The sequence below is a fragment of the Pelagicoccus sp. SDUM812002 genome (assembly GCF_031127835.1).
GTDB lineage: Bacteria > Verrucomicrobiota > Verrucomicrobiia > Opitutales > Opitutaceae > Pelagicoccus.
On sequence record NZ_JARXHX010000007.1, the window covers coordinates 1 to 18,225 of the forward strand.

Sequence of the window (18,225 nt, forward strand, 5' to 3'; positions counted from 1 at the left end):
GATTTAGAACCTATAAAGCGCTGGAAGTATGTCTTTATCATAATCTTGGGGATCTTCCAGAACCCGAATCAACCCACGAATTCTTCTGACGAGGCTTAAGTTTTTGTAGGAGTCTGTTGTGTTTAGTAGCATAAGAGGAGCGAAGGAAAGACTCAAACAGCACGGTTTGTTAGGCTTTAATTGTATTACTCCTAGAAAGGATGTATGTATTTATTACATAACCCCAGGGTATCGCCAAGATTGGAAGGATCACAAGTGCGAAAGGGAATAGCATTCCATGAGTTGATTCGTTTGATAAATTACCAGTGCGATAAAGAGGTAAAGCAACTAATATTAACCAGATGAATTTATATGCGATCTCTAGTAGTAAAATGGGCAGCATCTTCACTGTTTTGAAAATACCGATAAACGCAAATAAGGTAAATGCGGCCCAGATACTCCAATTCATGGCCTCGCTTGGATCCCAAGCTTGAGCATGTGAAAAAATATAGGTCCATACATCTTTAGCTAGCAAGGAAGCCATTAGGATATATATAAACCTCATTGCGTAAATGTTTATGGGACGAATTCCATCGAATTTTTCATAGTCAGGCGTGAAGGTACGTTTTAATATACTCATTTGATAGTTATTTTGCGCTTGGGTCAAAGCAACGCGAAGATGGCTTCGCTTGAGATTCCAAATCTGTTTAGGTAAGAGTTTATGGGGTTATTTCGCGATAGGCAGGCGTAATTGCTTCATATTATTTCTTCTAGCGTCGAGTGCATACGCGGATATAGGCTAGCACGGAGTGCTGGCCGGAGCTGTATGCGCGACTGACTAGATCGATTTCATTTTCAGTATTTCTAGGTAGATCTCGCCTAAATAGGAAACTACATGGCCATTAGATACAGCGGCGAATCCCTTCATCTCTGTGGATTCTAGCTTCTTTTCATCGTAATGAGTTATTTGATACGACCAGATCTCGTCTACGGTGTAGAGCTGCTTCTTAAAGCCTAGCCACTTTTCGATTTCTGGATATCCGCCTATTACGTGTAGGTTGTCATCTGCAGCTTCGGCTTCAGCCTTGTTTGAGTATGCTTCACTTATCGCTCTTTCGAACTCATCGATTGAATAACCGCAGATCCAGCTCCCATCGTCCTTTGGTGGTCCAAGTGGCTTTGGAAATGCCGATTGAACGCAGATCAGGAAAGCCGCTAAGATGAGTTTCTTCATATTTTTGATTGTTCGGCTTAGGGGGAATTCAGGGACGAAGGGCGGCGTGGTACGGGGAGTAGCGACATATTTAAGTGGTTCCCGGCAAGAATTTGTTTCAGCTGACTTCGAAGAATCGCGGCTGAGTGTTTTCTTTGCTCCCTGCCTGTTGGTCGAGGCTAGGGCTTACTGTTTTAGGAGGCGTTGGATATGGAGGTCTTGAAAGGCTTCCTTGTCTTTCCAAGAGATTGCGACTTTGGCGGTGAAGGGGCCTTGGGGGTCGCGGAGAGTGTATCCGTCGTCCGTGACTGAGAATGTGATATCTTCATAGTTTAGCAGGCTTCCGTCATAGGCCATGTAGACAGCGATGTCGTCAAATAGGGTGGAACTGCGTGTGGTGAAGAAGTCGCACTCCATCCAGGGAACCCGCGGGGCCCAGACGCAGTAGTTTTCGATGACGGAACGCAGGAGGGGATCGTCGGTGGAAGACCAGATCTTTTGGTAGTTATCATCTTCGAGGCTGTAGAGGCCGCAGGTGTCGAGAGGGGTCAGGGTATTGGAAAGCCAGTTGGCGGACATAACGGCGCGAAAAGCGCCAGGGTCGACCCGGACGTTGGTCTCGGCGGAGATGCTTTCGCTGCCGCCGTAACCGAGGTCGAAGCTTCCGTGCATGCCGTAGAAGTGGCATTTCTCTGCGATCTCGGGCGCTTGTTTGAGGGCTGCAGCGAGAGAAGGGGGTGGGCCGATGGCGATGATATTTATGGGACCCTCGGTTGTTTTGACCAGATTGATAAAGGCTTGCACGCCGTCTTGGTGCACGGTGCCTGGATAGGCTGAGAGATCGTAGTTTTTGACCCAAGGGCCTTGGTGGCGATGTTGTTCTCCCATGACGCCGTAGTCTTTGCCGAGGGCGATGGAGACGTCGGCCCTTTGGGTAGCTTCAAGCACTTTGCCGGTGACTTGTCCACGGTAGAGGGCTTCGCCGGTCTCGGTGAGCACCATCTTTAGGTCGAGCTCTGGCGAACGAAGAATATGGGCGAGAGCCCAGGTATCATCGATATCACTACCGATGTCGGTGGAAAGGATAGTGGGTATGGGCTTGGCGGTGAGGAATGTGATAGTGCTAGCGAGGGTGAAGAGTGTAGTGAGAAGTTTCATACGATTGAAGGGGGGTAGGATGTATTTCAGTTGTGGGAGAGGATCAGGAGCCAGTCGTTCGCGGGTGACTCGTCGCCGGGGGGATTGAAGGTTCCGCCTTCAGGCAGAGCAAATGGGATTGAATGCCCGTCGCGTGGATTGAACCAGTGGGCATTTTCGATTTTTGGAAGTGAGGCGTCGCCGAGTGTGAAAGATTGCCCGTGGGGAATGTAAGCGAGGATTAAGTCTCTTTTCTCGGTCGCTGCTACGCGGATGTGCTGTTCGACTGAATCAGAGGGATCGAGAAGAAGGTTCTGGGCAGGGCGGAGATTTTGCCAATCGATGGATTCGAATGCTTTTCTCATGTATCCGGCTTGGTGGGCGCCGGGGTAGTAGATGGCTTCGCTCCAAGGTACGTCTGCGCCGAGGACGGGATGGTGCTCGGGCGACCACATTTGCCAAACGCTGTTATGGCCGTAGGTGTGTCCGAGGGCCCCGGCGAGGACGGACCAATAGCCGGCGCGACGGCTGTGGAAGTCGGCGAAACGCGGGTTTTCGGTTTTGAAATTGATGTGGATGTATTCGTAGAGAGGTTCGCCGTCCAAGGTCGGTTTTGCGGGGGAGAGGGAGAGGTCGTTTTCGACGAAGGTGTAGTTCGGGTTGTGCAGGAGAGAGTGACCGCTTTGGAAAAGGTTGAAGTCGAGCCAGTCGGCGTCGTGGAAAAACTTCGAGGAACTGCTCATGCCAGAGGAGTGGTAGGTGATTAGGTGTCTGCCGCCGGCGGCTGAGCGGATGCCGCGCGCCATGGCGTGGGTGATCTCGTAGTCTTCGGGTTCTTCGGGTGGGCGGTCGCCTCCGAGTATCCAGACGATGGATGCATCGGCATAGCGTCCGCTGAGGAATCGACCGTAGGTTTCGGCGTTCTCTGGAGAGAAGATCTCGGGGCCGACTCCCCACTTCTTGTTGAACTTGTCTCCCCAGGTGGGAAGGAGGCCGACTACGAGGCCGCGGGCGTTGGCATTTGCGACGACGGCATCGACGTGTCGGAAGTAGGCTTCGTTGGGGCGAGTGGGGTCGAGTTCGTGCAGGGGAAGGTCTCCGTTGGCGTTGGGTACGGTGAGGCCCGATTGCTCGGCGAGGATGACGGCTTGCACGAGGTTGAAGCCTTGGGCAGCGCGAACGTCGAGGTAGTGGGTTGCGTCTTCGAGGTTGAGCCGGTGGAAGAGCTCCCAAGCGGTGTCGGCCAGCCAGAAGAAGGGTGCACCGTTTTGGTCGACGAGCTGTCGGTTACTTTTGGATACGGCGAGCTGGCTGGGTAGGTAGGGGAAGAGCGTCGCTTGAATGGTCACGGGAAAGTGGTCCGAGGGGTAGCGTTGTTCGATGAGATCGCTACGCGTGGCGTAGGAGCTAACGGCTACGTCCGGTGCAGTGAAAATATAGTCGATGCGGTCTTGTGGTAAGGTCTGGTTGTCGAAGTCGTTGAAGGTCGCTTCCGGTCCGCATGGCGTAGTCGAGCTAAAGACGCGGCTGTCGAGAAGGTGTTGGGAAAGGAGTTGGATCGGCGGGGATTCAGGTGTGGCGTTTAGGTCGCCCATGAGAAAGTAGCTTTCGGTGGGGGCCACCAGTTCTTCGATGCGTTTCAGGATGAGCCGGGCGCTGTTGAGGCGAGCTTCAGGGACCTCGTGATCAAAGTGTGTATTGAATACCCAATACGTCGAGCCTGAAGAACGATCGCGGAAGTGCCCGTAGGTGCAGATGCGCCGATAATTGGCGCCCCAGCCGTAGGAGGGCTTCTGCGGCGTTTCGGAAAGCCAGAAGGTTTCAGTGGCGAGGAGCTCGGTATCGGCAGGTCGATAGTAGAGGGCGCTGAACTCGCCTTGGCGTTTGCCGTCGTCGCGGCCGACACCGATGTGGGTGTAGCCCTTGAGTCGTTCTGCGAGGTAGTCGACTTGGTGGGGCATGCCTTCTTGGATGCCGATAATGTCGGGGGAGAGTGCGGCGAGTTGGGCGGCAAGTTGTTCCTTGCGCTCGTCCCAGCGGTTAGGGCCGTCACTAGCGAGGTCTAACCGGATATTATAGCTGGTGAGGGCGAGCTCGCTGGCTGGCAGGGCGATGGTCGCTGATAGGAGCAAGGGGATCAAGATCGCGGCGAGTTTCATGTGGAATGGGGTTCAGTTGCTGTCAACAGGCTGGGTGGCTAACGAGCTATGCCTGTAGAAGGGTGGCTCCTACATTCCGGAGTTTAGGCTAGGGGTCAAATCGGTTTGGTTCTGGGTTGTTTGAATTCCTCAGGAGTGCTTGAAAAGAAGCCATGAGTGAAATCGTAGTGCTAGGAAGTTTGAATGCGGACCTGGTGGTCAGCGCGGAACGGGCGCCAGAGGGTGGCGAGACGGTGGCAGGAAGCGACTTTTCGGTTTTCAATGGGGGCAAGGGGGCGAATCAGGCATTTGCGGCGGCGAAACTCGGAGGGGCAGTGTCGATGCTCGGTCGGGTGGGAGAGGACGATTATGGGCGAGTCTTAAAAGCGGGCTTGGCTTCGGTGGGAGTCTCGGTCGATGGAGTGCGTTGTATCGAGGGTGTTACTACGGGTGTGGCTGCCATTACGGTGGAGGCGAGCGGCGAGAACCGGATCGTAGTGGTGCCGGGCGCGAACGGGGCTTACTCGGTGGAAGAACTGGAGCGTGACATGCCTCTTATCAAAGGAGCGAAGATTGCCCTGTTTCAGCTAGAGATTCCGATCGAAACGGTGAAGAAGGCCCTAGGCATAGCTAGGGACGCGAGCTGTATCACGATTTTGGATCCAGCTCCGGCGACGGCTTTGGACGAAGCGGTTTTGACCAAGGTTGACTATGTGACGCCGAACCTGAGCGAGCTTTCGCTTCTGGCAGCTTGCCCATTGAGCGCGGAATCGAGCGAAGCGGAAATAGTGGATGCGGCCCGCTCGCTCCTGGACAAGGGCGTGGGAAAGGTACTTGCCAAGCTGGGGGCTCGCGGCGCGGTCTTGGTCGAACGAAACGGATATGAACGTATCTACGCGGTGAACGCGAAGGCGGTCGATTCGACAGGAGCGGGGGATTGTTTTAATGGCGCTTTTGCAGCGGCTCTCTCCCGGGGGATCGCTGCTGTGGAAGCGGCCCGCTTTGCTTGTTCGGCGGCTTCGATTTCGGTGACCCGACCTGGAGCCCAGAGCAGCGTGCCTAGTTTAGACGAAGTATTGAAAGGGGTATAATGATATGAGCGAACCGAGCGTACTGGAAATAGCAAAGATGATTGAACACTCGTTGTTGCACCCGAAGCTAATGCGAGCGAAGGGCGGGCCGGATGTTGAGATCAAGACCGCCGGGTATTGAAGGGCGGGTGAGCGTTCGAGCGAACGCGGGCGTTGCCGCCCTTCGCAGGAGCGAATCAGGTTTTGGTTGCAGTGGCAGTTTCGATGGCAGCGTAGAGCTTGTCCGGGCGAGTGGGTTTGCTGACGTAGTCGTTCATGCCAGCGTCGATGCAGCGCTCTCGGTCGCCGTCCATTGCGTTTGCGGTGAGGGCAACGATGTGAATTGAGTCGTGGGCTGGGTCTGCGCGCAGTTGGCGGGTGGCTTCGAGTCCGTCCATGCCCGGCATTTGGCAGTCCATAAAAATGACGTCGTACCGTTTCTTCTGGGCGGCCTTCAGTACTTCGTGACCATCCTTGGCGAGGTCTGCCTCGATGCCCATTCGCTTGAGCTGGAGGAGGGTGACGCGCTGATTGATGGGTATGTCTTCGGCCACGAGAACGTTGACGGGCGGCCCTTTCCAGGTGGGTTTCTTAGTTTTCTTAGCAGGTGCAGAAACATCTGTTTCAACGACTTCGTCTTGGGAAGGAGCTACTTTCTCGAAATGGGCTGTGAACCAGAATTTCGAGCCGACGCCTTCTTGGCTGGTCATTCCGATTTGGCCGCCGAGGAGGGAGACGATCTCTTGGGAAATTTTGAGTCCAAGCCCGGAGCCACCAAAGCGGCGAGAGTGTGAGTTGTCAGCTTGTACGAATGATTGGAACAGCTTCGCTTTGGCTTTTTCAGGAATACCGATTCCTGTATCCACGATTTGGAAACGGTAGTTCACGGTGGTGTCGGTCTGGGAATCGAGTGAAATGGATACGCGCACTTCTCCTTGCTCAGTGAATTTGATGGCGTTTCCTACGAGGTTCAGGAGCACTTGGCGGAGGCGACCGGCGTCGCCGAGCACTTGCTCTGGCAAGGTCTCGGGCAGGGTGAGATGGAAATCGATCTCCTTCGAAAGGGCAGTGGTTTCGAGTAGATTGACGGTTTGCTTGACGGCCTCGGCTAGGTTGAAGGGGTGTGGATCGACGGTGAGTTTTCCGGCTTCAGCCTTGGAGAGGTCGAGAATGTCATTTAGCAGTACGAGGAGGGATGCGGCGCTGTCGCGAATGGTTTCTCCGAATTCGCGCGCTTGTTTGCTGACTTTGAGGTCTAGCAGAAGTTCGGTCATACCGATGATGCCATTCATAGGGGTGCGCAGCTCATGGCTCATGGTGGCGAGGAAGGCGCTCTTGGCCCGGGTGTTTTCCTCTGCGGCTTCCTTGGCCCGGGTGAGCTCGCACTCGACTTGCTTGCGGGAGTCGATGTCGTGCATGACTCCGAAGAGGTAAGCGGCTTCTCCTTTTCGCCGGATGAATCCGGCGCTGACTTCCACCCAAACGAGACTTCCGTCTTTCTTCCGTATCTGAGTTTCAAATACGGAGTTCTCGATGTTCCGTTTTCTGGAAAGTAGCTTGCGGAGGATGCGGCTTTTCCGTTCGTCGAGCAGGTCGTAGATGGTGTGGTAGCGGATTTGACTTTTGGCGTATCCGGTCAGGCGTTCTCCTGCTTCGTTGAACGTGAGGAATTTTCCGTCGAAGTCGATCGTGAAGATGAAGTCCGCAACGCTAGAAACAATTTCTCTGTTTTGGCTTTCCAGCAGGGCTTCACGCTCGATTTTTTCGCGAATGGTGAGGGTTTGGGCGGCGACTCTGCGACGGAGGAAGAAGGCCCACGAACCGCCGATGGCGATAGCGAGCAAACTAAGTAGCAAGGCGCCAACAGTTCGCTCCGGCGTCCACCAAGGGGCCGACTTTAGTATCACGATGTCGTCGGCTTTTCTTAGGAGGAGACTGGATTCTTGGGGGAGCGAGTGTTCGTTGTAGACAAGGTAGTAGACGCCGGTGAGTTGCAGCTGGGCGCCTTGGGCGAGTTGCGAAAGCAGGGGATCGAAGTCCTCGCGGTCTCCGATAGCTTCGATCATGTTTTGGTCGCAATTGAGGAAGAGGCGTATTTGCTTTTCGGATATGGCTAAGTCGGTGAGGCTGCCGTTCAAACTAATGAGGCGTCCGTCGAGCTTTTGGTCGAGGGCTGTGATTTCGTTGCCGAGGGGGATGGGCTCGATGTCGGCTGTTTCACCGGTCTTTTTAATCTGGGAGTTTCGCAGGTAGAGTCCGGTGGCTGAGCGCTGGGGGAGACCGACGACGTCCACTACATCGTTGGGCTCGAGTTGGATATTGGAGTGACTGAGGACGCGTAGAATATTTTCGCCGTCGCTTAGGTAGAGGGTGCGTCCGGCTTGGTGGTGGGTTACAACGCCTCGGACATGCTGGTACTGGTTCGAAAAGTTACGCGGTTTGTAGCGCTCGAGGGTTCCGAAGTCAGAGAGAGGGAGCTCGAAAGGGTTTTCGAGCGTTTTGACTTCGATGCTTGTGAAGCGTTCTTCCGGTACGACAAAGAGGATCGAGCGAAAATGGCGATTGCTGTCCGCTTCGGTAACGAGAACGCCGCGTAAGCGCATCGTGGTGCCGACTTGAAATTTCGGGATATTCGTCTCGTTGGCGGAATAGATTTTTGCTTCGAAGTCGCCTTGCGGTGTGGAGAGCACTAACTCTGTCCAATGGCCGTCGCTGCGGGCTTGGTCGACGTAGCCAACCATCTCGACCCACTGGCTATCGTAGCTGCCGGAGAGGGCTTCGTTATAAGATGTATACTCGGGCGCGGGAAGGGGAAGTTGACCCGAGAATTTGAGGTCGCGAGCCAGTACCATGGGGGAGAAGGGGCCTGGAGCGATGGCGCCTTCTACCGAGACCGAATCGCCGATCTGAGGTACGGCGGTGATCGGTTCGGTGGGCTCGATGCGGACGCCTCCGGTCGAGTCTTGCATGTAAAAGTACTGGTGCTGCGGGTCGACGTAGGTAATGACGCCGGAAAGTTTGGCTGAATGCCCAAGTTCTAATTGGTCTATGGGTACACTGAGCACTTGCTCAGAAAGTCGATACTGGAGGAGCAATGCGCTGGTTTCCTCCGAGGTATCGCCTGTCTTCGCGGGTAGGTAAAGCGCGTCGGCGAGGCTCCAGCTCGCTCCGGCGGGACGAGGGTAGCCGATTACGTCCACGAGGTCGCCGGTTTTGAGTGGGCTTCGTTGTTGAATGGGTACTTGAACCTGGCCGGTTTGGTCTCGGAGGATTAGCGTGCTTGCGGGGCTATGCCGGTAGACGACGCCGTGGACACGCAGGAGTTGGTCGGGTTGATGCTCGGGTAGGGTTTCGAGATCGCTTTGCGGAAGTTTGGAAGCGCTTTCTGCAGATGCGGTGGAATGCTGGATATTGTCGATTCCGTCCACCCAAATGGTGATCCCGTCTTCTGTCTCCTCGCCAGCGTTGGTGACGACTATCAGCCCTTGGATTTTGACGAATGATCCGGTCACGTTTGGAATGGGTTCCCGCTTGTCGACGAGAAGGCGAACCTCAATGCGTCGTCCTCCTGTGATCATCTCGTAGGCGAGGTGGGTAGGGTCTTGGTGGACGAGTTGATCGATGTAACCTTCGACGCTGGCCCATTGAAGTTCCTTTTCGCTCAAGGCGTCACTATCATCGAATGCGGTGAAGCTCCTTGGGTCGGGGAAGGCTTCAGCTGCGAGAACGCTTGGAGTTATGAGCTCGGGTTGGAGTCCTTTGCTCGGAATGATGAGTCCTTTGAGCGAGACGCGGTTGCCCGATTTGAAGGGCATCGGAGTGGAGGAGATCGGAACGTAACCGCCGACCCCGTCTTGAGCTGCCCAGAGGTTTCCCCATTCGGGGTCGTAGTGAAGGACGTCGAACTCGAGTTCGAGTGAATGTGGCAGGTCCTTTAGTTCCTCGATTTGAGCGGCTATCCAATACTCACCGAAGGTTGTGATCTTTGTGGGTGTGAGGCTGCCACTGTCTTCGGACGTTGATTCGTTTTGGGCACGGGCGAGCCCGCCAACTCCGCCAAGGACGAACACAATGGATGCGATCAGAAGTGTGAGGCAACGGGTGTGTCGAAAATTGGGATGGGTGGCGTTTGCTGATTTCAACGGAGATTGGGGATATTCCCTAGTCACCTAAGGTGTATCGACGCACTCGAAGAATCTTTCATTTAATAATGCGTTTCAGGGTACGATTTTGGGTCGTTTCAGAGTGATTTGATCGTTTTTTTAACGGTAGGTCTAACGGGATGCGGTCGGTCGCGCAGTGCCTTGTATTTCTATGCTCTTTTGGGTGAGTTCTGCGGAGCTTTGGCAGGTACGGTCCTAAGTCTATGAATCCAGTTTTAGAGCCGATGAGCAGACGGCTCTATTCGATGATTCGAGCGTTCACGTTCGCATCCCAAGCAAACTTCAATTCCTCTATCCCAATGAAGAAAAGTCTATGTCATGGATTGAAATCCGTCTTGTTCAGTATCGCAGCAGCAGCGGTGGCACTTGCATCCTGGGCTGAAGGTACGTTCAGCGACGAGCGCAGCGCCTTGGAATCCGGGAAGCAATTTTCGCAGGTTTCGGTTGATGGGAATCGATTCGTGGACGCGTCGGGCGAGACGGTGGTTTTTCGCGGCTTGGCTCTGGTGGATGCGGCGGCCTTGGTGGATCGGGGCACCTGGAGCCGGGAGTACTTCGAGAAGGCGGCGAGCTGGAATGCAAACGTGGTGCGGCTACCCGTGCACCCGCGAGATTGGCGCCGCTTGGGTGAGGAGGGATACCTGAAGTTGCTGGATCAGGCGGTACAGTGGTCAGCCGAGTTGGGCATGTACGTGATCATCGACTGGCACTCGATCGGCAATCCGTTGACGGATGTCTACCACCGCCCGATGTATAAAACGGACCGGGGTGAGACTTTCCGGTTTTGGCATACAATCGCCATGCGTTATAAGGATAATGCGGCGGTACCGTTTTTCGAGCTGTGGAACGAGCCCACGAACCAAAGCGGGCGCATGGGGCGTCTTCCATGGTCGGACTACAAGGCCTACATGGAGGAGCTGATCTTTATGATCAAGGCCATCGATCCTAAGAAGATTCCTTTGGTAGCAGGTTTCAATTTTGGATACGATTTGACGGATGTGAAGAAGGATCCGATTTCGTTTCCAGGGGTGGCTTACGTGGCCCATCCTTATCCGCAGAAACGTCCGGCTCCGTGGATCGAAGATTGGGAACGGGATTGGGGCTATGTGGCAGACAGGTATCCGATGATCTGCACCGAGTTCGGGTTTATGAGCGAAGACGGGCCGGGAGCTCACGTGCCGGTTATTGGCGACGAAGTCTATGGTGAGGCCCTGATCTCATACTTCGAGAAGAAGGGCATTTCGTGGACGGCTTGGGTGTTCGATCACCGCTGGTCACCACAACTGTATTCGGACAAAGACTACACGCCAACCCGTCAAGGCACTTTCTTCAAGGCGAAGATGGAAGAGTTGAACCAGTAGGCGATCGGGGACGGGGGTGTCGCTCGAGTTTTTTTGTTTTGGCCAGATGGTTGGGCTTTAGGTCTTCGAGTCGGGCGAGACGATCTGGCGTATGAAGAAGAGGACCCACTGGTTGGAGGCGGTGCGCTGTTCCTGGCGTGTCACCAGGAGAGCGGTCCCTTCGATTAGGCATTGCAGAGCGTAGAAGCGCTTGTTGATCTCGTCCTCGGATAGGAAGCTGCCGGACTTCTCGGCCAGGTTGTGCATCCATTTCTTGAAGTCGTTTCGGTAGGCATTATCGGCTTGGGTGATTGCGGCCTGTATCTCTGGATCTCGCGAGGCTTCCGAGCACATCTCGATGAACAAAACTGGATTCATGCGTGAGAAGTCGGAGCTAGTCCAGCTGTTGACCAATCCGAGAATCTTCTGGACGTAGTCTTCGGCGGATGAGGATTCCTCGGTGATAGAGTGGCGCTCGGAGAGTTGGCGCTCGATAATGGCGAGGATAATGGCGCTCTTGCTTTTGAAGTAGCGGTAGGCGAGGCCTTGGCTGATGCCGGCAGTTTCGGCCACACGGGCCATGCTGGCCGCGTGGAAGCCGAATTTGATGAAGCACTCTTCGGAGGCGTCGAGGATGCGGTTACGCTGGGCCTCGGCGTGCTTGGGGGAGCGGGGATTGTCTTTTTCGGCAGGTTTCATGACTCTTCATTCCAGCCGCCTCCAAGGACTTTGTAGAGTTCGATGCGATTGCTCTGTTCGCGGAGGAGTGACTGTACGAGGGCTTGGCGGGCACTGTAGAGGGTTCGTTGCGAATCGAGCAAGGTCAGATAACTGTCGCGGCCCGCTTGGTAGCGTTTCTCGGAGAGGGATTGCGTTTTGGAGGCGGCCTCGACGAGGGCTTCGATGGCCTGGCGTCGCTGAGCCAAGGTCGAGCTGAAGGTGAGGGCGTCGGAGACTTCCTTGAATCCCGTTTGGATGGTTTTTTCGTAAGTGGCCAGGGTGATCTCACGGTCGATTTTGGCGACGTCGCGGTTGGCCCGCAGCTTGCCCGCTTGGAAGATGGGCACTCGGATTTGAGGAATGAAACTCCAAGTGCCGGTGTTGTCTTCAAAAAGATCGGACAGTTCTCCGCTCAAGCTGCCTACTGTTCCGGTGAGGGAAATGGAAGGGAAGAAGGCGGCGCGGGCGGCGGCGAGGTTTGCGTTGGCGGCGCGGAGCTGGTGCTCCATGCGTTGCAGGTCGGGACGGCGGAAGAGCGTTTCCGAAGGGACGCCAGCTGAAAGCGGGGCGAGTCCGCTCACTTGTAGGTCGAAGCTATCCGGCAGTAGATCGCTGGTTACTGGGCGACCCACGAGCAAGCTGAGGGCGGAGGTATCTTGAGCGATTTGTCCGGAGTAAAGGGCGAGGTCGGCCCGAGCGCTGGCCAGCAAGGTTTCGACCTGGCTGAGCTCGAGGCTGGAAACACTGCCCAGCTCGTAGCCGCTGCTGGATATGTCGAACTGTTCTCGGTAGGTCTCGAGGGTGGCTTGGGCGATGCGTTGCAGCTCGAGATCCGAGGAGAGGGTCAGGTAAGCGTTTGCGACCTCGGCGATCAAGCTCAACTGTACGCTGCGTTGGGCCTCTTCGGTGGCGAAGTAGTTTTGCAATGCGGCGTCGCTGAGGTTTTTCGCGCGACCGAAGAGATCAATTTCGTAGGAGGCGATTCCGAGATTGGCTTCGTACTGTTCAGTTTCCGGAAGGGCGTCGCCGCCGGTGCGGGTCATCGCTGCCGTGCCGTTGACCGAAGGCAGGCGATCTGATCTTTGGATACGGTACTGTGCGCGGGCACGCTGCACGTTCAACGCGGCGGCACGAAGGTCTCGGTTGTTCTCGAGGGAGAGCTCGATGAGCTGTTCCAGATTAGGGTCGGTGAAGAAATTGCGCCAGCCGACGTCGGAAGCGTTTGAGGATCCGAAGATGTCTAAAGATCTGTCGGCTGGCGGTGATTGCGTATTGCCGCTTTGCCATTGCTCGCCGATTTGGGCGTTTGGCTGAGGCAAGGTTGGCTGCAGTGCGGCGCATCCGGATAGTGAGAGCGCGGCGGCGATGACGGGAAAAGTGATGATTCGATTATGCATGGCTCTGGTGTCCTTTTTTGCGGATGAAGAGACGTTCGATGACGAAGAAAAAGAGGGGTACGAAGAACAGCCCGAGGAAGGTGCCGACCAGCATGCCGCCTAGGACTCCGGTGCCGATGGCCATCTGGGCGCCGGAACCGGCTCCGCTGGCGATGGCAAGAGGCACGACGCCGAGACCGAAGGCCAGCGAGGTCATGAGGATCGGTCGGAGGCGGTCGCGTACGGCGTGCAGCGTTGCATCCAAAAGATGCATACCGTTCTCCAAGTTGATCTTGGCGAACTCGACGATGAGAATGGCGTTCTTGCTGGTGAGACCGACGGTGGTGAGCATCGCGACCTGGAAGTAGACGTCGCGCTCGAAGCCGCGTGCCATGTTTGCCAATACAGCTCCTACGATTCCCAGTGGCGCGGCCAAGAGGACTGCGGTGGGGATGGTCCAGCTCTCGTAGAGCGCTGCTAGGGCGAGGAATACCATGAGGAGCGAGAGGGCGTAGAGGAGCGTGGTCTGGTCTCCGGCCTGACGTTCTTGGTAGGAAGAGGCTGTCCATTCGATTCCGAAGCCCTCTGGAAGCTGTTGGACGAGTTTTTCAACCTCTAGCATGGCGTCGCCTGAACTCACTCCAGCGGATCCTTGGCCCTGTATTTGTACTGCGGATACGCCGTTGTATCTTTCCAAGCGAGGGGAACCGTAACTCCACTCTGTGCTGCCGAAGGAGGAGAAGGGCACCATCTCGCCGTCGGCATTGCGTACGGACCAGGTTTCGAAGTCTTCCGGTTGCATGCGGTATTCGGCTTCCGACTGCATGTAGACGCGCTTGACGCGGCCGCGGTCAATGAAGTCGTCGATGTAGAGGCCGCCCCACGCGACGCCCAAGGTGTTGTTGATTTCACGAATGGAGAGGCCGAGCGATGCGGCCTTGGCATTGTCGATGAGGACGCGAAGCTGGGGAGCGTCTTCCATGCCGTTGGGTCGAACATTGGTAAGCTTCGGGTTTTGGGCAGCCATGCCGAAGAACTGGTTGCGAGCAGCGATGAGGGCGGCGTGGCCTTGGCCTGCGTTGTCCTTCAGGTAGAAGGTGAAGCCTGAGGAGTTGCCGAGCTCGGTGATGGGCGGCGGGGCGAAGGCGAATACAGTGGCGCCTTCGATACGGCTGAAAGCGGCGTTGGCGCGGCCCGCGAGGGCTTGGGCGCTTTGCTCGGGATTAGGGCGGTCGTCCCAGTTTTCCAGGCTGACGAAGGCCATGCCGTTGCTTTGGCCGGTACCCGCGAAGCTGAAGCCCTGTACGGTGAATGCGTCGGCGACGACTCCTTTTTCAGCGTTGAGCAAGTAGTCCTCAACCTCTTCAAGAACTTCGAGGGTGTGCTCTTGGGTTGCTCCCACTGGACCGATGATTTGGGCGTAGATGGAACCTTGGTCCTCGTTTGGCAAGAAGCCGGTGGGCAACCTGAGGAATAGAAGGACCATGAGGCCCACGATTATTAGGAAGGCGGCGAAGAAGCTCTTGCTGTGGCCGATGATTTTTCCCACGGTGCCTTGATAGCGATTGTTTAGGCGGTCGAAGGTGCGGTTGAACCAACCGAAGAATCCTGTATCCTTAATGTGGTGACCTTTCTCGATCGGCTTCAGCATGGTTGCGCAAAGGGCTGGCGTAAAGACGATGGCCACGACGACGGAGAGGGCCATGGCCGTGACGATGGTGACTGAAAATTGCTGATAGATCACGCCGGTAGCGCCTCCGAGGAAGGCCATGGGAACGAAGACAGCGGAGAGAACGACGCCGATGCCGACGAGGGCTCCGGTGATTTGGTCCATCGATCTGCGAGCGGCTTCCTTAGGGCTGAGGCCTTCCTCGCTCATGAGCCGTTCCACGTTTTCCACGACCACGATTGCGTCGTCAACCAATAGGCCGATGGCGAGGATCATGGCGAACATGGTCAGCATGTTGATGGAGAATCCAAGTATCGAGAGTACTCCAAATGTGCCGAGTAGGACTACTGGAATGGCGATGGTCGGAATCAAGGTGGCTCGCCAATTTTGGAGGAAGAGGAACATGACGATAAAGACGAGGGCAACCGCTTCCAACAAGGTGTGGATGACGCCTTCGATGGCGACTTGGACGAAAGGAGTGTTGTCGAAGGGTATGACCACGCGCAGGCCTTCCGGTAGGAAAGGTTCGATTTCCTTTACGAGTTCTTTGACGGCGGCGGCAGTTTCGAGGGAGTTCGCTCCTGAGGCTAGGGAGACGGCCATGCCGCCGGCTTGTTGGCCGTTGTAGTGAACTTCTTGGCCGTATTCCTGGGAGCCTAGTTCGACTCGAGCGACATCGCTGAGACGGAGTATGGAGCCGTCGGGATTGCTGCGTACGACGACATTCTCAAACTCGTCGGCGGTTTGCAGGCGCCCACGGGTATTGATGGTGAAGTTGATTTCTTGCCCTGGTACCGAAGGCGCACCGCCCAGCTGGCCGATGGAAACTTGCTGGTTCTGTGCTTGAACAGCGGCAGTGATATCGGAGACCGAGAGCTCGTAGGACTTGAGCCGGTTGGGATCGAGCCAGATGCGCATGGCGTATTGTCCGCCGAATACACGAGCGCTTCCGACTCCTTCCACGCGAGCGATCTGGTCAGCGACGTTGGCGACGAGGTAGTCGGCAATGTCGACGCGGCCCATGCTTCCGTCGTCGGAAACGAAGCCGAGTACCATGAGGAAACCTTCTCCCGCTTTGGATACGGTCACGCCCTGTTGTTGCACTTGATTCGGAAGCAAGGCGGTGGCGGATTGGATCTTGTTTTGCACTTGAACCTGAGCCATGTCCGGGTCGGTACCGGTCTCGAAGGTTGCGGTGATAGTGGATACGCCAGATGATTCGCTAGTGGCGGAGAGGTAGATGAGCCCGTCGAGTCCGGTGAGGCTTTGCTCGATGATTTGGGTGACGGAGTCTTCTACAACTTGTGCGGAGGCTCCCGGATAGACGGCGGTAATCCCCACTGATGGAGGAGCGACGGTTGGATAGCGGGAGATGGGCAGCTGCATCATACTGAGCCCGCCCGCGATCATTATCGTGAGGGCGATGACCCAAGAAAAGATGGGTCTGTCGATGAAAAATTTGGCCATGGTCGTAGTGTATTAAGAATTGCGGTACGCGAGGGATTAGCCCTCGCTAGACTCCGTGCCGCTGATTTTCACCGCGGTTCCTGCTGGAGCTTTTTGTAGTCCGTTTATAACGACGCGGTCGCCCGGTTTGAGGCCGCTTTCCACTATCCATTTGTGTCCAATAGTTCGGCCGAGCTGGACGGGGCGCGATTCGACTTTGTTGTCCGCTCCGACCACCATGACTGCGGTGGATCCATCGAACTGACGGTTGACTGCTTTTTGCGGGACGAGGATGCCGTCGGGGCGAAGCCCTTCGCTAATTATTCCGCGGACATACATGCCCGGGAGGAGAACGTGGTCGGGGTTGGGCGTTTCGACGCGGAGGGTGTAGGTGCCGGTGCTAGGGTCGACGCTCACTTCCGAGAAGGAGAATTTACCGGGATGTTGGTATTCGGTGCCGTCTTCGAGAATCAGCTTAACCGGTAGGTCCGTTGCTTGCAGTTCGCCATTGGCGATAGCCCGGCGGAAAGCGAGGAGTTCGCTGCTCGACTGCGTTAGGTCCACGTAGATAGGGTCGAGCTGCTGGACGGTGGCCAAGGGGGTCGGCTGGTTGGCGGTGACGAGGGCGCCTTTGGTGACGCTCGATTTGCCGATCCGTCCGCTGATGGGGGAGGCGATGCGACTGTAGTCGAGGGTGATTTCTGAGCTCGCGAGCGAGGCTGCGGCCAGCTTGGCCTGGGCTTCGGCTTGCTGGAGGGTGGCTTGGGAGCCGTCGTACTCCTGGGCGCTGATGGCTTTGGACTGAAACAAGTCCTTGCTGCGATTCGCTTCCGAGCGAGCCAGCTTGAGTGCCGATTGAGCGTTTTCGAGAGAGGCTTTGGCAACCTCGTAGTTGGCCTGATATCGCGCGTCGTCCAGTTGGTAGAGGGCTTGATCTTCCGTAACAAGAGCGCCTTCGGTGAAGAGGCGCTGCTCCACGATGCCGTCTACTTGCGGGCGTACTTCGGCGATGAGAAACGGAGAGGCGCGGCCCGGAAGTTCTCGGGTGATGACAATCTCTTCGCTCTTGATTTCGGTCACTGTGACGGAGGGCGCGGGCCGCTGCCGGGTGGCTGAATCGGCGGTTTCTTGCGAGCCGCAGCCTGCGAGGAATGCTGACGAAAAAAGGAAGAGAGCGCTGAAAGGAATGTGGTGCTTCATGATTTAGGAGGAATGAATGTTCGTTCATCTATAGGCCGTCAATAAAAATGAATGTTCATTCATTGATAAAGCGTATGAAAGCCGAAATTGAGGGGAGGGGAGCGTTTAGTCTTCGTCCGAGCCTCTGGCGGGGAAGATCGGCAGTTTCCAGTCCCAGAGGAGGGCTCCGGCTCGGAGGGTGAAGGTGGCGAGCATGGCGGCGATGGTTGCCCATGCCGGATTCCAAGGGAGGACCAGAATGTAGACGGTACAGCCGACGATGCAGGCGCTGGCGTAGAGGCGTTGGCGGTTCAGGACCATGGGTGTACGGCTGGCGAGGAGGTCGCGGATGAGCCCGCCGGCCACACTGGTGAGTGTGCCGAGGAGGATGGCGACGATGGGCGAGTCGACCGTCTGTAGGGCTTTGGCCGTACCCATGACGGTGAAGGCGGAGAGCCCGAGGGCGTCGGACCACTGGATCGCGCCGGCGGGGATGTGCTGGGTGAAACGTGCGGCGATGAGAGCGACGGTCCAAGTGCCGAGGATCAGGTAGAGATAGCTGGGATCGACGAGCCAAAATACCGGTACGTCGAGAATGAGGTCGCGTAGGGTGCCGCCTCCGATAGCTGTCACGGCGGCGAGGACGAGGGCTCCGAAAAGGTCGAGGTTGTTTCGTCCGGCGGCAAGTACGCCGGTGAGGGCGAAGACGATGGTGCCGAATATGTCGAGAGCGTGCAGCATGGAAGGTCGAATCGAAAGGAGTGCAGTTCTGGCAGCTTGTCCACAGAGAAGCTT

At 56.2% G+C, this 18,225-nt stretch carries 12 protein-coding genes; 2 read left to right on the plus strand and 10 right to left on the minus strand.

Features of this window, described 5'->3' with window-relative positions; genetic code table 11:
* Positions 1-169 precede the first annotated feature (169 nt).
* The 4 genes from QEH53_RS11685 to QEH53_RS11700 all read right to left on the minus strand — a co-directional run bounded on the left by QEH53_RS11685 (position 170) and on the right by QEH53_RS11700 (position 4,488).
* Positions 170-619 (minus strand): hypothetical protein, encoded by a 450-nt coding sequence (locus tag QEH53_RS11685; protein WP_309023374.1) that lies wholly within the window; start codon positions 617-619, stop codon positions 170-172.
* Positions 620-817: 198 nt separating this feature from the next.
* On the minus strand, positions 818-1,213 hold the full coding sequence (locus QEH53_RS11690) for a hypothetical protein (protein WP_309023375.1): 396 nt from the start codon (positions 1,211-1,213) through the stop codon (positions 818-820).
* A 165-nt stretch (positions 1,214-1,378) separates the two neighbouring features.
* Positions 1,379-2,350 (minus strand): nucleoside hydrolase, encoded by a 972-nt coding sequence (locus QEH53_RS11695; RefSeq protein WP_309023376.1) that lies wholly within the window; start codon positions 2,348-2,350, stop codon positions 1,379-1,381.
* Positions 2,351-2,376: 26 nt separating this feature from the next.
* A complete protein-coding gene (locus QEH53_RS11700) occupies positions 2,377-4,488 on the minus strand; it encodes a DUF4038 domain-containing protein (RefSeq protein ID WP_309023377.1) in 2,112 nt (703 codons plus the stop codon).
* A gap of 152 nt (positions 4,489-4,640) precedes the next feature.
* On the opposite strand from QEH53_RS11700, the gene rbsK reads away from it, so the two are divergent.
* The gene (gene rbsK, locus QEH53_RS11705; RefSeq protein WP_309023378.1) at positions 4,641-5,558 is read left to right on the plus strand and encodes a ribokinase; all 918 of its coding nucleotides are present in this window, start codon (positions 4,641-4,643) and stop codon (positions 5,556-5,558) included.
* A gap of 176 nt (positions 5,559-5,734) precedes the next feature.
* On the opposite strand, the gene QEH53_RS11710 is transcribed toward rbsK, so the two are convergent.
* Positions 5,735-9,679, minus strand: coding sequence for a response regulator (locus QEH53_RS11710; RefSeq protein ID WP_309023379.1), 3,945 nt, complete (start codon positions 9,677-9,679; stop codon positions 5,735-5,737).
* A gap of 320 nt (positions 9,680-9,999) precedes the next feature.
* Between QEH53_RS11710 and QEH53_RS11715 the strand changes: the two genes are divergently transcribed.
* On the plus strand, positions 10,000-11,061 hold the full coding sequence (locus QEH53_RS11715) for a glycoside hydrolase family 5 protein (RefSeq protein WP_309023380.1): 1,062 nt from the start codon (positions 10,000-10,002) through the stop codon (positions 11,059-11,061).
* 57 nt (positions 11,062-11,118) lie between these two features.
* On the opposite strand, the gene QEH53_RS11720 is transcribed toward QEH53_RS11715, so the two are convergent.
* The 5 genes from QEH53_RS11720 to QEH53_RS11740 all read right to left on the minus strand — a co-directional run bounded on the left by QEH53_RS11720 (position 11,119) and on the right by QEH53_RS11740 (position 18,171).
* Positions 11,119-11,739 carry a TetR/AcrR family transcriptional regulator gene (locus QEH53_RS11720; protein WP_309023381.1) on the minus strand — a complete coding sequence of 207 codons (621 nt, stop codon included), beginning with the start codon at positions 11,737-11,739 and terminating at the stop codon, positions 11,119-11,121.
* The gene (locus tag QEH53_RS11725; protein ID WP_309023382.1) at positions 11,736-13,157 is read right to left on the minus strand and encodes an efflux transporter outer membrane subunit; all 1,422 of its coding nucleotides are present in this window, start codon (positions 13,155-13,157) and stop codon (positions 11,736-11,738) included. Before QEH53_RS11725 ends, QEH53_RS11720 begins: the two co-directional genes overlap by 4 nt.
* The gene (locus QEH53_RS11730; protein ID WP_309023383.1) at positions 13,150-16,272 is read right to left on the minus strand and encodes an efflux RND transporter permease subunit; all 3,123 of its coding nucleotides are present in this window, start codon (positions 16,270-16,272) and stop codon (positions 13,150-13,152) included. The genes QEH53_RS11725 and QEH53_RS11730 overlap by 8 nt, the downstream gene beginning before the upstream one ends.
* Positions 16,273-16,308: 36 nt before the next feature.
* Positions 16,309-17,451 carry an efflux RND transporter periplasmic adaptor subunit gene (locus QEH53_RS11735; RefSeq protein ID WP_309023384.1) on the minus strand — a complete coding sequence of 381 codons (1,143 nt, stop codon included), beginning with the start codon at positions 17,449-17,451 and terminating at the stop codon, positions 16,309-16,311.
* Positions 17,452-17,556: 105 nt separating this feature from the next.
* The gene (locus QEH53_RS11740; RefSeq protein WP_309023385.1) at positions 17,557-18,171 is read right to left on the minus strand and encodes a trimeric intracellular cation channel family protein; all 615 of its coding nucleotides are present in this window, start codon (positions 18,169-18,171) and stop codon (positions 17,557-17,559) included.
* Positions 18,172-18,225: the final 54 nt, after the last annotated feature.

Coding starts and splice junctions, on each gene's coding strand:
- QEH53_RS11700 (WP_309023377.1), bottom strand. CDS start 4,488: ATGAAACTCGCCGCGATCTTGATCCCCTTGCTCCTATCAGCGACCATC.
- QEH53_RS11715 (WP_309023380.1), top strand. CDS start 10,000: ATGAAGAAAAGTCTATGTCATGGATTGAAATCCGTCTTGTTCAGTATC.
- QEH53_RS11720 (WP_309023381.1), bottom strand. CDS start 11,739: ATGAAACCTGCCGAAAAAGACAATCCCCGCTCCCCCAAGCACGCCGAG.
- rbsK (WP_309023378.1), top strand. CDS start 4,641: ATGAGTGAAATCGTAGTGCTAGGAAGTTTGAATGCGGACCTGGTGGTC.
- QEH53_RS11685 (WP_309023374.1), bottom strand. CDS start 619: ATGAGTATATTAAAACGTACCTTCACGCCTGACTATGAAAAATTCGAT.
- QEH53_RS11725 (WP_309023382.1), bottom strand. CDS start 13,157: ATGCATAATCGAATCATCACTTTTCCCGTCATCGCCGCCGCGCTCTCA.
- QEH53_RS11730 (WP_309023383.1), bottom strand. CDS start 16,272: ATGGCCAAATTTTTCATCGACAGACCCATCTTTTCTTGGGTCATCGCC.
- QEH53_RS11690 (WP_309023375.1), bottom strand. CDS start 1,213: ATGAAGAAACTCATCTTAGCGGCTTTCCTGATCTGCGTTCAATCGGCA.
- QEH53_RS11735 (WP_309023384.1), bottom strand. CDS start 17,451: ATGAAGCACCACATTCCTTTCAGCGCTCTCTTCCTTTTTTCGTCAGCA.
- QEH53_RS11740 (WP_309023385.1), bottom strand. CDS start 18,171: ATGCTGCACGCTCTCGACATATTCGGCACCATCGTCTTCGCCCTCACC.
- QEH53_RS11695 (WP_309023376.1), bottom strand. CDS start 2,350: ATGAAACTTCTCACTACACTCTTCACCCTCGCTAGCACTATCACATTC.